Origin of the sequence: Dactylosporangium sp. NPDC048998, from assembly GCF_043197855.1 — a bacterium.
Classification (GTDB): Bacteria; Actinomycetota; Actinomycetes; order Mycobacteriales; family Micromonosporaceae; genus Dactylosporangium.
Genome location: NZ_JBICTV010000002.1, coordinates 70,403 through 84,657, shown reverse-complemented (window position 1 = coordinate 84,657; position 14,255 = coordinate 70,403). Strand labels below are relative to the sequence as shown.

Genomic DNA, 14,255 nt, shown 5'->3' with positions numbered 1-14,255 from the left:
GCAGGGCTGGCCGCTAGCGCTAGCACCCGGGCGGAGTCAGTCGGCGCGCTGCTTTCGGTCACGCTCCGCGATCGCGGTGAGGAGGTCGGCGTGTTTGATGCCGCGCCGGGTGGTGGCCTTGCCGTCGATGCGGCGGCCGACGTCGGCGACCTTCACCGCGCCGTGCGGCTTGAGCGCCGTGGACAACTGCGCGGGCTCCCATCCGGTGTAGACGTCGGGGCGCAGCTCGGCGAGCAGCGCGCACAGCGTCTCGTTCCACGCCGCCTTCTCCCCTGCCGGCCAAATGCGGGCGAGGTCGCCGAGCAGGTCGAACGCCGGGGCGGCGTCGCGGGTCTGCTCGTCGGGGTTGGGCAGCGTCCCGGCGCCGGTGCGCAGCGCGACCGCGCGGGCCACGATGCGGGCGGCGGCGGTGGTGTCGACGTAGAACGACCGCACCGGCGACGGCTTGCCGAACCCAGCCAGGATGCCCCACCCGGCCTCCACGACCGGCTGAAACACCGTGGCGCGGTGGCCGTTCTTGTAGGCCGACGTGCCGAGGATCATGTCATTGGCGGTCTGGTCGGCCACCGACAGGCAGAACCGGGAGTTGACGTTGCGGGTGATGCCGGTCGGCAGGCTGTCCTTATCCGGAATCTGCGTCCCGATGAGGATGATGACGCCCAGGGCACGGCCAAGCTTGATGACCTTCTCCAGGATCTCCCCGGCGTCCTTGCCGTACTTGGACGTCATCAGCTCTTGCAGCTCATCGAACCAAGCGACCAGCGGGTGCAGGCCGGAACCCTTGAGGGAAGCCAACTCCGGCGTCACCTTGTTCTCCGGGGCCTTGCCCAGCTTGGCGTAGTGCTCGATGCGCTTGGAGCGGCGGCGGCACTCCTCGTACAGCCACTCGATGAACGCGAAGCACCGGGCCAGGGTGTCGTCGTCGAAGCCGTTGCCATACTCCGCCATGACCGGCGCCAGGACGGCGAAGTCACCGACGCCCTTGAGTTCGTAGCCTCGGATCTCCACCCGGGGATCCAGGGCGGCGGCCAGGATCAGATCGCGAAGCGCGAACGTCTTGCCGCTGCCCGGCTGACCGCCGAAGAGGTAGTTGCGGAACATCAGGTCGATGCCGACCGCGTCGAGGCGCGGCGTGGTGGCGAACGGGAACGTCTTGAACACGTCGACCTTCGCCGACGCGGACAGCAGCGGCCATGCGGGCTGCTTCATCGCGGAGGCCGGTTCGTAGCCGACCCACAGCGCCAACCGGCCGGTGTGCCCCGGCGCCGGTTCCGGCCAGACCTGGTCGAGCGGGAGCCGCATCGCGGAGGCGAGCTTGCCCCGGCGGGCGACCACTTCGGACGCCTCCACGCCGTACGGGAGGTCGACCACGGCCAGGTGCCCGGGGCCGTCGCGGTGGATGTCGACCGGGAAGCTAATCGCCTTCGAGTCCTTAGCCACCGCGGAGTTGATGGCCGCGATCTGCAACGAGGTGAGCGCGCGGCGCACCAGCTCGGCGGTGAGCTTGCGGTAGCGGGTGCCTTCCGACACCCGGTCGGTGAGCGGCTTGTCCGCCGGGCGACCGACCCGCGCCAGCACGGGCACGACGACAGCGGCGGCGGCGTAGCGCCACCATTCGGGGCCGAGCGCGACCACGGTTGCCCCTGTGGCCATGGCGGCGGCCGCCGCGCCTAGCACCCACCAGCGCCACGTGGATTGACGCTGGCGGCGGGCGTCGAGCTTGAGCCACGCGTCGGCGTCTCCGCGCTGCGCGGCGGCCTGCCGAAGTGCCCAGTTGCCCTCTTCCGCGCTGGCCCAGCGAAGCGCCCGGCCGGTGCCCCGGAATAGGCCGACCGGCGCCCACACAGCGGTTTTGGCGGCGTACTTCGGCGTCCGCACCGCGTGATAGGCGGCGACGTAGCCGACGTCCTTGAGCTTGTGCCGCAGCGCGGCACGGAACGCCCGCCGCGAGCGTGCCCACTCGGCCAGGATCGGCCGGCGGTGCTGCTGGCGCTGCAACGCGTCAGCCGGGATGTCGTCGGCCTGGTCGACCGGCCCGCCGTCGCGGCCGGGGCCGTCGTCGACCGACTCGGCGTCGTAGTCGTCACCCTGGTCGTCGTCGGCCTGGTCGTCGTCGCGGCCGGGGTCGCCCGACGTCGGCGCGCCACGGCGGGCGCGGACCGCGCCCAGGTCGACCACGTCGGCGACGTCGGTCACCTCGTCTTCGTACTTGGACCAGTCGAACCCGTTCGGGTCATCGCGCTCGGGAACGTTGCTCGTCATGCTGGAGGTCTCCTGACTTCCTGATGGAGGGAAGGGGACCGGTGCGCGGCCGTGCTTTCTCAGGGCCGTTGGCCGCGCACCGGGCGGCGCTACTCGTGGTCGGCGTGGATCAGGTGCGCCAGGGCGGCACCCATGCCGAGCACGGCCACGGGCAAGCAAGCAACGGCGGTGGTGATCCACCACGGGGCATTGGTGATCCCTGCGGCGGTCATCAGGTGGTAGGCGACCTGCCCGGCCGCGCCGAAGATCAGGGAGCCGATCGCGGACCAGCGGGCGAACGCCCGCACCGACTTGCTGTAGGCGCCGGACAGCCACACGGCCAGGGCGTACGCGGCGTACGTCTCGACACCGATCGGCAGCGTGATCGCGGTGTTGATGCTGAACCCGTCCGCGATCCCGGGCAGCGGGTGGACCACCCCGAACCCGGTCAGCTCACCCAGGCCGACCCACCCGGACCAGATGGCCACGAACGCGGGCAACGCCAGGACCCACACCGGCCACGAGCGCGGCTTGCGCCGGGCGGGCGGCGCGGCCGGGGCGACGGTCGGAGTGATGTTGGTGTCCGGGTGTCCGTCACCCGTGGCCTGCGGCGTCGGCTCGGGCGCCTCAGCGACCAGCGGCGCCTCTACCGGGGCGGCGGACTCGGTGGGGTCGTCCTGCGGCGCCAGGTCCGGCACGACGTGCAGCGAGCGCGGCGCCGGGATCTCGGCGCGCTCGTCGGCGAGCGCCTCCAGGAGCGCCTTGGCCTTCGGTGCGCCGATCTTGAACTGCTTCATGAGCGTGTTGCGCGAGGGAATTTCGCCGAGGCGCTCGGCGAGCGCGCGGGCCTCGGGCAGCAGGGCCTCGATCGGGGCGGGGTAGGCGCTGGAGGCAATAGCGGTGGTCACATCAGTCTCCGTTCGGAGTGGCGGTCAGGTGTTCGCGGTGGATCAGCGCGCGGTGGACAGCGCTGGGCAGGTCGAGCGGTGGCGTGCACTCGTCCTCGGCGCAGATGCGGCACAGGGTCAGGCACGTCACGCCGACCAGGGTTTCCGCTTCGTAGACGTCGAGGTCGGTGGTGTCGTCGCAGGACTCGCACCGCTCGGCGAGCGGGCAGGTCAGCCGGAGCGTGCTCATCAGGCGGCCCGCGCAGGGGCCGAAGCAGTGCGGGTGTGCAGCTTGACCAGTTCCCGGCGCACGAGCGCCTCGGCCCGGCGCATCCGGCGCCAGTCCAGGGCGGTCGGCTCGGGTTCGGCGGTCATGACCCTGATCTCGGCGTCGAGCAGGGCCATCTCCGCCTCGATCAGCGGCATCTCCGTCTCGATCGCGGCCAGGTCGGCGGCGGTCGGTTCGTCACGTTCGTGGTTCACGGTCTCTCCTGCGAGATCGAGATGATCGCCCGGCCGAGAGATCCAGGGCGGGCGGAAAGCGTTGTGGTGTAAGCGATTCAGCGCGGCCATCCGGTCTTGCTCACCCGCTCGCCCGGGACCTACCGGGGTCATCGCAGGACATCTCACGCACGGCCTGGCACGCGCTGTCGTTCGTGTCGCTGTGGAGTTCTCAAGGCACGCGGACACGGTGGGCAGGTCCACGAGCGGCGCAGCCGTAGCCACCCCGCCGTGCCTGGTACCAGCCGGTCAAGCTGCCTGCGATCGCTCACTAGCAGCTCTACTGCGAAGGTAGTCGCAGCGTTTCTGCGAGTCAAGAATTTCTGCGATTGGCAGTAGCACTGCGGGTCTGGCAAGCTGAGTGTGACCACTACGAGAGGCAGGCAATGAGCAGGGGATTCGCACTCGTCGTCCACTTCCACCTCCACGACGAGAAGGCCGCAGAGGGGTTTGATGACCTGGTGTCGCGGACGACGCCCGAGATTGAGCGGCACGAACCGGACACGTTGGCGTATGTGGTGCATTCAGTGCCGGACCAGCCACTGACGCGCGTGTTCTACGAGCTGTACGCCGACCGCGCGGCGTTCGACTTCCACGAGGAGCAGCCGCACACCAAGCACTTCCTGGCCGAGCGGGTGCAGTACACGAGCGGCGTCGACGTCACGTTCATGCAGGCCGAATCCGGAAAGGGGCCGATGCGCCGGTGATCACCGAGGAGCAACGCGCGTTCGGAGCGCGGGTCGCCGAGCTGCGGAAGCAGCGCGGCATGACCCAGGGCGAGCTTGCCGCCGAGCTTGGACGTACGTCGAGCTGGCTCTCACAGGTGGAGCGGGGGGTTCAGCCGGTCGCGAGGCTGGACGTGCTCCGCCTCCTGGCCGACGGCCTCGGCGTGTCTGTCCAGGCGCTGCAACCTGACTCGCCCATCGCGCCGGAGACTCCGGTTCGTGATGAGGCCGTCCTCCCGGCGAACGATCTAGATCAGGCTCGGCTCGTGATCTCCGGGCATCCAGTGCCAGAGGTCCTACTCGCGGGGGAGGTCGTCGCCGCGCCGGTGAGCCTGGCCGAGTTGCAGGCAGCCGTTGACGAGATTTGGGCTCTGACACACGCGAACCAGCTCGCGGAACTGAGCGCCTCCATCGGTCCGCTGGTCCCGCGCTTGGAGCGGGCAGCCCGGACGGCACCGGATGACGAACGGCCGGCACTTTGGTCGCTGCTGAGCCGCACCTACCAGGCGTTGTCGGCGGCGTTCGTGCGGCAAGACGAGCCGGACGCGGCATGGATCGCGGCGGACCGGGCAATCAACGCTGCCGAGCGATCCGGTGAGGCGCTGCACGTGTTCGCTGGGGTGTTTCGGCTCGCTCAGGCGTTCGTCCGCCTCAAGCGCGTCGACCAGGCCGAACACGCGGCAACAACCGCCGTGAACGCACTGCACCAGCACACACCGGACGAATCCGCCGAGGCCGAGGCGCTTTCGGTGATGGGATCGCTCCATCTCGTCCTGGCGCTCGTCCATGCACGAGCCGGGAACCGTGCTGAGGCGCGCCGCGAGATCGACCACGCCCGACAGGTGGCGCGACGACTAGGAAGCGACCGGAACGACTTCAACCTTGAGTTCGGACCAACGAACGTGGAGATCCAGGCCGTCTCCATCGCCGTCGAACTTGGGGACGCTGGCGAAGCGATCGACATCGGGCAACAGGTAGACGCCGGAGCACTGTCCATCGAACGGCGCGCCCGGCTGGCCTTGGACATGGGACGCGCCTACGCCCAACGCAGACAGACGGGCGAGGCGCTCGTCTGTCTGCTGCAGGCTGAGGAACTCGCCCCCGAACTGATCCACACGCACGTAGCAGCACGGAGCGCCATCAGGGAATTGATCCTGATCGCCGGTCGCGCAACGTCCCCGGAACTGAGGGCGCTCGCCGAGCGCGCCGACGCTCAACCCTAGAAGAAAGGCACGGCGCGGACACCCACAAGCACGGTTCGCGGTAAGGGCGTGGCAATGGCCCTGGCGTACGGGGCGTTTATGCAGGTCAAAGCCGAAGTAATCTTACGAGTGTAATCCGTCGCGAAAGCTGCAGAATCGGTCGTCCCTACCGACCCAGCGTGTATGAAGCCGCATCCCGCGCCGATCCGGCAGGCGGCAGAAGCGCTCGCAGCCAACGTCGGAGCTTGCGTACTCGTCGGCGGCTCGCTGTCCGACATCGAGGGCGCCCGCGCCGCAGGCGCGCGCGCCCTCGGCTACGCCACCGGCCGTGAAAGTCGCGGCGTTCGGTGCGGCCGACGCCGTGGTGACCTCGATGGAGGAATTGCTCGGCGCGATCGCCGCCGCGCGATAGGCAGCCGCGAACAAGACCTGAGAGCCCCGTCTCGATGGACGGGGCTCTCTTGGTTCTCGGCGAGCCACTTCGAGTAGCCGGTGGCCGTTCCGTCCGGTTGAAGTACCCCGCACGGGGTCGGCAGGGTCACCAAGATTAGGCGCCGGCGTTACTTGGGTGGGCGGACCGGGCGCGAGCGGAGCATGCGGGCCGGAAACTCGTAGAGCGCCTCGATCAGGTGCCGTACAAGTTGCCCCGCAAGCTCCGCTTGCTCCTGGGACACCGGGGGCCACTCTTCTTGGTGAGTCCCAGCGTCACCGATCACTTTGATCGTGTCCGTGTGCTCGCCGAGTGCGACTAGGAGCGGGTTGCCCTCGTAGAGTCGCTTGAGCTTGCCGGTGAGGGTCCGCTCTGACTTGACGTCTTGCCCGCCCTTGTCGTCGGCGATGACAGCCAGAGCAGACCGGAAGCGGCCAGCAGCAGCATTCGGCGCTTGGACAGCCAGGCAGCGAAGGCCCTCCGCGTACGCGTCGCGTGCCTTATCGGGCAGCCCGGCATCAGGATCGATGCGTTCCGCTGCATTGGGTGTAGGCCACCAGAAGATCGGCTGCTCCAGCTTGTAGATTGTCGTGCCGCTGCTAACGCGCTCGCGCGTTCCGCGCTCGATGATCACTGTCCCTTCCTCGCATACCCCGCAGGTCGCGACCAGCGCCCAAGTGTGGTCATCCACGACGGTCTTGTTGGATTTGCTGAAGGCTGCCGCGACAGTGCCACATCGAGGGCAGTTCGCTCTCGCCTGGTCGCTCTGGGGCGGCCCAATGAAGGAAGTCATGATCCTACCTCGTTCCCTGATGTCTCCGGTCGGACAGCCTGCCACAGCGGTACGGCGATTAACCTCGTATTTTCCGGGCCGCCAGCTCGCCTTGTGTCACATCTGTGTCGCCGTATCCCTGTGAATCAGTGTTCGTCCTGGTCAGAGGCTCTTGAGTGTGGGCTCTGTAAATCTGTCGGTGTAGCAACGGCCCCGCACGACGGCAGCCGATCCTGGTCGACCGGGCACGGTCACCAGCGCGCCGCAGGGGCCAGCACACGGCCGGCACCCGGGCTTCACTACACCTGAAACGGAGACGGTGTGCCCGGGGCCGTTCGTGGAGTTGCGTCTCAGGCCCTACGCATCATCCGGTCTACTACGTCAAACGATCACCATGCCCTGCGGGGAGAACCACAAAGGCACTGGCAGTAGGAAGCCCAATAGGCGGAACCGACCAATCTCCTGCGCTGCCGAAGTCGACCTTGCCACCGGAAAACGTCGCGCCGACGAAATAAACCGTGCCACGAGAGAACATCGCGTTGTCGAATTGGACCATGCCGCCAGAGAACGTCGCGCCGACGAACCTGACCGTGCCGCCGGAGAACGTCGCACCGAAGAAGTAAACCGTGCTTTTGGAAAACCTCACATAGCCGAGGGAGACCGTGCCGCCGGAGAACGTCGCGACGCCAAAGTTGACCAAGCTGCCGGAGAATGTCGCGCGTTCGAATTGGACCATGCCGCCAGAGAACGTCGCGCCGACGAAGCCGACCATGCCGCCGGAGAACGTCGCATTGGCGAAGTTAACCATGCTGCCGGAGAACGTCGCGTGCATGAAGTCGACCGTACTGCCGGAGAATGTCGCGTGGTCGAAGTCGACCTCGCCGCCAGAGAAGGCCGTGCCGACGAAGTCGACCTCGCCACCAGAGAACGTCGCGCGGTTGAAGTCGATCGCGCCATCGGAGAACGTCGCAGCGCCGAAGCGGACCGTGCTGCCAGAGAACGTCGCGCCGGGGAAGTAGAGCGTGCCGCCGGAAAACGTCGCGAAGGTGAAGGAGACCGTGCCGCCGGAGAACTTCGCGCCGAGGAAGCGGAGCATGATATTGCCCAAGAACGTCGCGCCGCCGAAGTCGACATTTGTCTCGTCGGTGACCTCGATGTTGCTGAGGTCGCCTCCGTGGAACTCGGCGCGGGAGAAGTCGAAGTGGTGCCCGTGCCACCGGTCGACGTCGCCCGGTTTCCCTGGGCGAAGGCGGTCGCGGATGACTCGGATGATGGTGTGCCGCACCTGACGCTCTTCGGCGAACTCCCGTGTGGTCACGGCTGGCGTCTCGTTGGTACTCCCGTCCTCAGCCGGAGCTACAGCAGCATCCGGCGGTGACTGTGCGGGCAGTTCGGGCCACGGCATCCGCACGTAGGCGCACAGCACGTCGATGCAGGTCTGACGACCCTCCCGCCAGTCATCGGCAAGCCCTGCCATCGCGTATACACCGGCAAGCCGGACCGCAGCCTTGTCCGAGCCGAGCTGGTCGGCCGCCTTGCCAAACCGGTCGTTGAACAGCTTGGTTTCTTCTCGGTGCTCGGCCGCCTCGCCCTGGTCCTGCTTGCGGTACGCAACGGTCAACGCCACCACCGCTCCGATGCCGGCCACGATGGACAGCACGATCTTCATTGCTTCGAACGTGTTGGACACCGTCCACGTCGGAGCACCCTGAGCGGCTGTTGGCGTGGTTGGTAGTGCATTAACCGGCGGCTTTCCGAGAGCCCACCAGAGCAGCGCACCCATGCCGATGGCGACCGCGACCGACAGCAGTAGCAGTCCGCCGATATGCGCCGACAACGGCAGCCATACCGCGATCGGTTCCCGTCGACCCCGGCGCACCCGGCCCGGCCACCGGCGCCGACGCCGGGTCCCTGCTGTCCACGCCACGATCGCGGCAGCACCGACGCTAAACAGCAGCACCGATAGCCAATGTCGACCCGTACCGACCGCGACTGGCCAAACGTAGTGGTCCCACCAGCCCAGCAAGACGGAGGCAATGCCGGTGATGAGGAGGAACATGCCCACCGGCAATAGCAACCGCTGCCTGCGATCACGCAGCCAACTCCACAGGCCGCGCATCTGTGTGCCGCTTCTTGTCACGCGTCGACGCTTGGTCGTCATAGCGTCTATTGCATCGATGTCCCGCAAGAGGTGCTTCCTCCGATCGGGCTACGACACAGCGCCGATCCGTGTAGCAACGCGTGTAGCAACGGAGACGTACGAAGGCAGCCGATTATGGTCGGCAGAGCACGGTCATCAGCGCGTCGCAGGCCCACCACCCGGGCTTCACTACACCTGAAAAGCGGAAGGTCCGCGCTTCCAGCTCCACCGCCCTGCTGTCACGCCCGGAGCCGCAGGCTAGCGCCGGACACGAACCCGCGCAGGATGGCGACGATCATGCACGTTCGGTGACGCTGCCGCCGAGCGTCTAGGCTGTTCAGCGACTCGAAGTCGTAGCCAAATATGTAGCCGGGACGCTTTGGTACGGCCGAGGACCGACCGGCACGGGTGAGACGCTCGGAGTTGCTCGGCCAGGTCATGAGGAACCGGACGCGATCGGGTGCGAGCGCTGAGACGGTTCACGATCTGCTCATAACCCAGAGGTCGCAGGTTCAAATCCTGTCCCCGCTACTCATCTGAACGCCCCCTGCTCACGCAGGGGGCGTTCGCCGTTTGATGAGTAGCCTTGCCCGCTCGCTTCGCTCGCTCCTGGCAGTGGGGGAGCTTCGCTCCACCCACGCCCCCTCAAACCCGTGGCGGGTTGCGGTCCGTGCGTGCCTTGCGAATTCTTCACGCTCCCTTCGCTGGATCCACCCAGGCCCTCTCACGCGACGGCGGCCCAGGCGAAGGCTTGGCGCAGGTACGGCCCGAGCCCCGACGGTGGGCGGCCGGGCCGCGTCAGGCCGCTCGCGTGGCGGCTGCCCGAGCCTGGGCCCCGCGCACCGGTGGCGCCGCCCGTGTTTGACGACACCGGTCGAGGCTGCCGGTGCGGGTCACGGGCCCCAGACGGTCACGTTGAAGGTGATCTTCTCCGGCTGCGTCGGTACGCCGTCGATCGTCACGACCTCCAGCAGCGCCACGTTCTTCTCCGTGGTTCGTGCGCAGACGAGGGTCTTCGGCTGCAGCTGGCTGTACGGGACCGCTGCACTGAGCGCCTTTTCGGCGCGGCATCCTGCGAACGAGGCTTGCTCGCGTTGCACTACGGCGAGCTCCACCCCCTTACCCGCCCGCAGTCCCTGAAAGTCCTGTCCTAGCAGGACATCGCGGCCATTGCCGCAGTCCGTGTTCGTTACCAGCCAGTCCGGCGCGTCGGCGTCCAGGTCGGCGCAGTACAGGAACGAGAGGGTGAGCGTTCCGCTTCGACGCTGCTTCCCGACCTCCGGGGACGGGGATGAGTCGGGACTGGATGCGCTCGGGTCGGCCCGGCCGACGGGATTCGCGACCTGCGCGCGAAGCAAGCCGTTCTCGGCGCGCAGCTCATCGATCGTCGCTTGCTGATCAGCAATGGTTCGCTGCTTGGTGTCGTTCTCCGTGTTGGCCGCACCCAGGAGGTAGCCGAGGATCGGCGCGGCCAGCGTTCCGGCCAGCGCGATCAGGGCAAGAACAGTCTGGACCGATGCCCCAGCCGCCGCGGCCAGCCGGCCCCGACGCTGCCGACTCGACGCCCCCCGACGACCGCCGCAAGCACATGCGGCCGGCCCGGACGCGACGACGGCGTGGCTCTAGCCGTTGGTGGGAGGCATGCCCACGGCGCGCACGATGTGGCGCATCGTCATGTCCTACTCATCCGGGTCCCAGGTCGCGAGCAGGTCGAAATGACGTCGGTCGCCGTCGAGCTTCAGGAAGTCCAACGGAATACGGCCGTACAGAGCCAGGACCAGATCACCGGCCGTTCCCCGGGCGGAGGCGTCAGCCGCGTCCGGCATTGTGCCGGATTCGGGGAGGCGGGCGGTCCGTACGCCGTCGGCGGAGAGCCGCAGGCGCCAGGAACGGCCCTCGGTGGCGTGGTAATCGACGACAGCGGGCTCGTGCGGCCAGGCGGCCGTCGTTGCGCAGCAGGTGGACAGGAACTCCTCGACACCGTCGAGTGCCACCTCGCCCGGCAGCGGCTGCGGGGCGCCCAGGGTGACCTGAGCGTCGTAGGTGTGCACCGCGACCTCCTGGAGCTGGTGCCGGGCGACGGCACCGCAGGTCTGCGGCGACTGCGACCCGGCCCACCACGTCCAGCAACCGCGATCCGGGCCGGCCTCCCGCAGTGCGTCCAGCAGCTGCTGCGTCGATGCGGCCAACCAGGCCAGCAGGGCCTCGCGCTCCCGAGGGGCAACCGGGGCACCCTCCGATGCGGACCTGGCCGGGGGAGCGTCGGCAGGCCCTGCGCCGACGATGGCGGCCCACTTGCGGCGCCCCTCGCCCAGGTGCTGCACCAGATCGAACAGCGTCCACTCGGGGCAGGTCGGCACCCGCACCTCGAGGCTGGGCGCGGAGGCGACCGTGGCCCGGAACGCGACCGACCGTTCGTCGATCAGCCGCAGCAGATCGGGGAACTCCAGAGTCTGTGCCACGTTGGCTGTCTATCACCGTGCTCCGACAACCGGACAGCGATTTTCACAGCCGACGCGGCGAGCGCTGGACGGTGGCGCGCGACCCAGCGCAGACGGTGACACTGCACCGGCTCAGCTCCGACGGCACTTACGAAGTGACGGCCAAGATGCCGCTGGCCTGGCTGCTGCAGACCGTGCCGGCCGACCACATCGGCGGCTGACGGCGCCCCCTCAAGGCCCGCACGTGTGGGTGGAAGGGGGCCGAAGTGCCGTGCCTTCCACCCGCTGCGCCGGCGGGTGGTCGAGATCGGGGAGGCATCCGCCAGTTGCGTCGCCACATGAGCGACACCGTGGCCGTGGCCGCGGCGGCGAGCGCCAAACGCGCAGGGCCTCACCGGCCAGCCCCGTGATGCCGTCGTGCGTGCCGCGCAAATCCTGGTGGCCTGCCTCGCATACGAGGCGGAGCGCCGCGCACTCCTCGATTCGCCTCCGGCGGACGGTACCGTCGATGGGGCGCAATGCGGCGACGAGCCACAGCGGCGGGCACGCTGGGACGCCTGGCGCGGCGGGCTGCCGACCACCGACCGCCACTTGACGACCGGTACCAGCCAGATCGGGAGCAAGGCATGACCACAGCCGCGATGGACGCGCTGCTCGCGGACCCGCACGGGTTCTCCGCGACGCTGCGCGCCGGCGGACCCGCCCACCAGGTGACGCTGCCCGACGGTTCGCCGGTCTGGCTGCTGACCCGCTACGAGGACGTCCGCGCCGCGCTCGCCGACCCGCGGCTTTCGCTCGACAAGCGTAACTCCGCCGGCGGTTGGGCCGGTTTTTCGCTTCCGCCGAGGCTTGACGCCAACTTGCTCAACATGGACGCGCCGGACCACACGCGGATCCGCCGGCTGGTCGCACCGGCGTTCACCCCGCGCCGGGTCGAGGCCCTTCGCCCGCGTGTCGAGCGGACCGCGAACGACCTGCTCGACCGCCTTGCCGCAGACACCGACGTCGACCTGGTGAGCGGATATGCCACGCCACTGTCGATCGCGACGATCTGCGACATGCTGGGGCTGCCCGACGCCGACATGGACCAGATGCGCGCCTGGACCAACACCCTCATGAGCCCGCCGCCCGACGACCCGAAGGCCCCGGCCCGCGCGGTCATGGCGATCGAACAGTTCCTGGTGGACCTCATCCGCCGCAAACGCGCCGAGCCCACCGACGACCTGCTGACCGCGATGATCACGGCCCACGACGCCGACGACCGCCTCAGCGAGGAGGAGCTGACGTCGCTGGCCTTCCTGACGATCTTCGCCGGCTACGAGAACTCGATCAACCTGATCGGTAACTGCGTCCTGGCCCTGCTGCGGCACCCGCACCTGCTCGATGACGTCCGCGACGATGCCGACCTGCGCCGCGCCGCGATCGACGAGACCCTGCGGCACGAGCCTGCGGCGCAGCTGTCGATCCGCCGGTTCGCCCTGGAAGACCTGGCCTACGGTCCGGTGACGATCCCCAAAGGCGCCACGGTCCTGCTGAGCCTGGCCGCCGCGAACCGCGATCCGTCGGTCGTCGACGACCCGGACGTGTTCCGCCTGCGTCGCCCGAGCGCGCCGCACCTGGGCCTGGGCCACGGTCCGCACCACTGCCTCGGCACGGCTCTGGCGATCCTGGAGACCGACGTGGCCGTCCGCGAGCTGCTTCGACGCCACCCGCGTCTGACCTTGGCGGAGCCGTCTGACGGCCCCGCGTGGCGCCGCTCGTTCCGCAGCCGGTCCCTGTCGACGCTGCGCGTCGCGTTGCAGGGCTGAAAACGGGGCCGCAGCAAAAGGGGACCGGCATCCACGGGGGAAGATGCCGGTCCTACCGACGCACTTTACGGCATATGATCCTCATGTACCAAGGTCTATCGATCGGCAACTTGTCGCCGGCCGGGTGAGATTCCGATGTCGCCGGCGCCGCGAATCATCCGGCGGCCGCGATTCTTCCGCTGCGCGGCGGGCAGGGGTCCGGTCGTGGCTCACGTTCATCACCGCACCGCGCACGTCGACGGGCAGACCGTCTTCTATCGCGAGGCCGGCGACCCGGCCGCGCCGCACATCGTGCTGCTGCACGGCGCGCCGGCCAGCTCGCACATGTTCCGCGAGCTCATCCCGCGGCTGGCCGGCGACTACCACGTCATCGCGCCGGACCTGATCGGCTTCGGGCTGGGCAGCGCGCCGCCGGTGACCGAGTTCGAGTACACCTTCGACCGGCTGGCGGACGTGGTCGAGGCGTTCCTGACGCAGCGGGGCATCGCCGAGTACGCGATGTACGTGCAGGACTACGGCGCTCCGACCGGCTGGCGGCTCGCCCTGCGCCACCCGGAGCACGTCCGGGCGATCGTGTCGCAGAACGGCAACGCCTACGAGGAGGGCTTCGTCGACACGTTCTGGGAGCCGCTGTGGCGCTACTCCGAGAGCCGCGACCCGCAGGACGCCGAGCCCCTGCTGGAGGCGCTGAGCGAGCGCGGCATCCGGTGGCAGTACGTGCACGGGGTACCGAATCCGGATCTTGTGGACCCCGACTCGTGGCTGCACGACCACGCGCAGGTCAGCCGGCCCGGCAACCACGAGGTTCAGCTCGCGCTCTTCGCCGACTATCCGAGCAACGTCGTGATGTACCCGGCGGTCCACGACTACTTCCGAGCGTCGCAGGTGCCGCTGATGGCGGTGTGGGGGCGCAACGACCGCATCTTCGGGCCGGCCGGCGCGGAGGCGTTCCGTCGCGACCTGCCGGACGCCGAGATCCACCTGCTCGACGGCGGCCACTTCCTGCTCGAGTCCCACCTGGACGAGGCCGCGCCCCTGATCGCCGGGTTCCTGGATCGGACCATGGACCGCGGCATGCCGGCCCGGGCGAGCCGGTAGGCCGGTCCGG

13 protein-coding genes and 1 pseudogene are annotated in these 14,255 nt (G+C 68.8%); 6 read left to right on the top strand and 8 right to left on the bottom strand.

The genetic code is table 11. The features are described 5' to 3' along the window. Positions 1–36: 36 nt before the first annotated feature. The 4 genes from ACGFI8_RS04400 to ACGFI8_RS04385 all read right to left on the bottom strand — a co-directional run bounded on the left by ACGFI8_RS04400 (position 37) and on the right by ACGFI8_RS04385 (position 3,611). Positions 37–2,262 carry a cell division protein FtsK gene (locus ACGFI8_RS04400; protein ID WP_392799877.1) on the bottom strand — a complete coding sequence of 742 codons (2,226 nt, stop codon included), beginning with the start codon at positions 2,260–2,262 and terminating at the stop codon, positions 37–39. 89 nt (positions 2,263–2,351) lie between these two features. Continuing rightward, positions 2,352–3,149, bottom strand: coding sequence for an ABC transporter permease (locus ACGFI8_RS04395; protein WP_392799874.1), 798 nt, complete (start codon positions 3,147–3,149; stop codon positions 2,352–2,354). Position 3,150: 1 nt separating this feature from the next. Next, positions 3,151–3,378, bottom strand: a complete 228-nt coding sequence (locus ACGFI8_RS04390) for a hypothetical protein (RefSeq protein WP_392799871.1) — start codon at positions 3,376–3,378, stop codon at positions 3,151–3,153. Next, positions 3,378–3,611: a DUF6284 family protein gene (locus ACGFI8_RS04385; RefSeq protein WP_392799869.1), complete on the bottom strand. Its 234-nt coding sequence runs from the start codon at positions 3,609–3,611 to the stop codon at positions 3,378–3,380. Before ACGFI8_RS04385 ends, ACGFI8_RS04390 begins: the two co-directional genes overlap by 1 nt. A 404-nt stretch (positions 3,612–4,015) precedes the next feature. Between ACGFI8_RS04385 and ACGFI8_RS04380 the strand changes: the two genes are divergently transcribed. The 3 genes and pseudogenes from ACGFI8_RS04380 to ACGFI8_RS04370 form a co-directional block, all read left to right on the top strand. Continuing rightward, positions 4,016–4,336, top strand: coding sequence for a putative quinol monooxygenase (locus ACGFI8_RS04380; protein WP_392799866.1), 321 nt, complete (start codon positions 4,016–4,018; stop codon positions 4,334–4,336). Then, entirely contained in the window at positions 4,333–5,577 is a 1,245-nt protein-coding gene (locus ACGFI8_RS04375; protein ID WP_392799864.1) for a helix-turn-helix domain-containing protein, read from the top strand. Before ACGFI8_RS04380 ends, ACGFI8_RS04375 begins: the two co-directional genes overlap by 4 nt. A 159-nt stretch (positions 5,578–5,736) precedes the next feature. Continuing rightward, positions 5,737–6,045 (top strand): annotated as a pseudogene (locus tag ACGFI8_RS04370) (HAD hydrolase-like protein); the annotation flags it as partial. Positions 6,046–6,116: 71 nt separating this feature from the next. Here ACGFI8_RS04370 and ACGFI8_RS04365 read toward each other — a convergent pair. From ACGFI8_RS04365 to ACGFI8_RS04350, 4 genes are all read right to left on the bottom strand, one after another. Next, positions 6,117–6,620 (bottom strand): DUF4145 domain-containing protein, encoded by a 504-nt coding sequence (locus tag ACGFI8_RS04365; protein WP_392799861.1) that lies wholly within the window; start codon positions 6,618–6,620, stop codon positions 6,117–6,119. Positions 6,621–7,134: 514 nt separating this feature from the next. Continuing rightward, positions 7,135–8,919, bottom strand: coding sequence for a pentapeptide repeat-containing protein (locus ACGFI8_RS04360; RefSeq protein ID WP_392799859.1), 1,785 nt, complete (start codon positions 8,917–8,919; stop codon positions 7,135–7,137). Positions 8,920–9,791: 872 nt separating this feature from the next. Beyond that, a complete protein-coding gene (locus tag ACGFI8_RS04355; protein ID WP_392799857.1) occupies positions 9,792–10,256 on the bottom strand; it encodes a hypothetical protein in 465 nt (154 codons plus the stop codon). A 321-nt stretch (positions 10,257–10,577) separates the two neighbouring features. Beyond that, positions 10,578–11,360 carry a maleylpyruvate isomerase family mycothiol-dependent enzyme gene (locus ACGFI8_RS04350; RefSeq protein WP_392799854.1) on the bottom strand — a complete coding sequence of 261 codons (783 nt, stop codon included), beginning with the start codon at positions 11,358–11,360 and terminating at the stop codon, positions 10,578–10,580. Positions 11,361–11,431: 71 nt separating this feature from the next. On the opposite strand from ACGFI8_RS04350, the gene ACGFI8_RS04345 reads away from it, so the two are divergent. From ACGFI8_RS04345 to ACGFI8_RS04335, 3 genes are all read left to right on the top strand, one after another. Further along, entirely contained in the window at positions 11,432–11,560 is a 129-nt protein-coding gene (locus ACGFI8_RS04345; protein ID WP_392799852.1) for a hypothetical protein, read from the top strand. Positions 11,561–11,965: 405 nt separating this feature from the next. Then, positions 11,966–13,147, top strand: a complete 1,182-nt coding sequence (locus ACGFI8_RS04340) for a cytochrome P450 (RefSeq protein WP_392799849.1) — start codon at positions 11,966–11,968, stop codon at positions 13,145–13,147. A gap of 204 nt (positions 13,148–13,351) precedes the next feature. After that, positions 13,352–14,245, top strand: coding sequence for an alpha/beta fold hydrolase (locus ACGFI8_RS04335; RefSeq protein WP_392799847.1), 894 nt, complete (start codon positions 13,352–13,354; stop codon positions 14,243–14,245). The last annotated feature ends 10 nt before the right edge of the window (positions 14,246–14,255 follow it).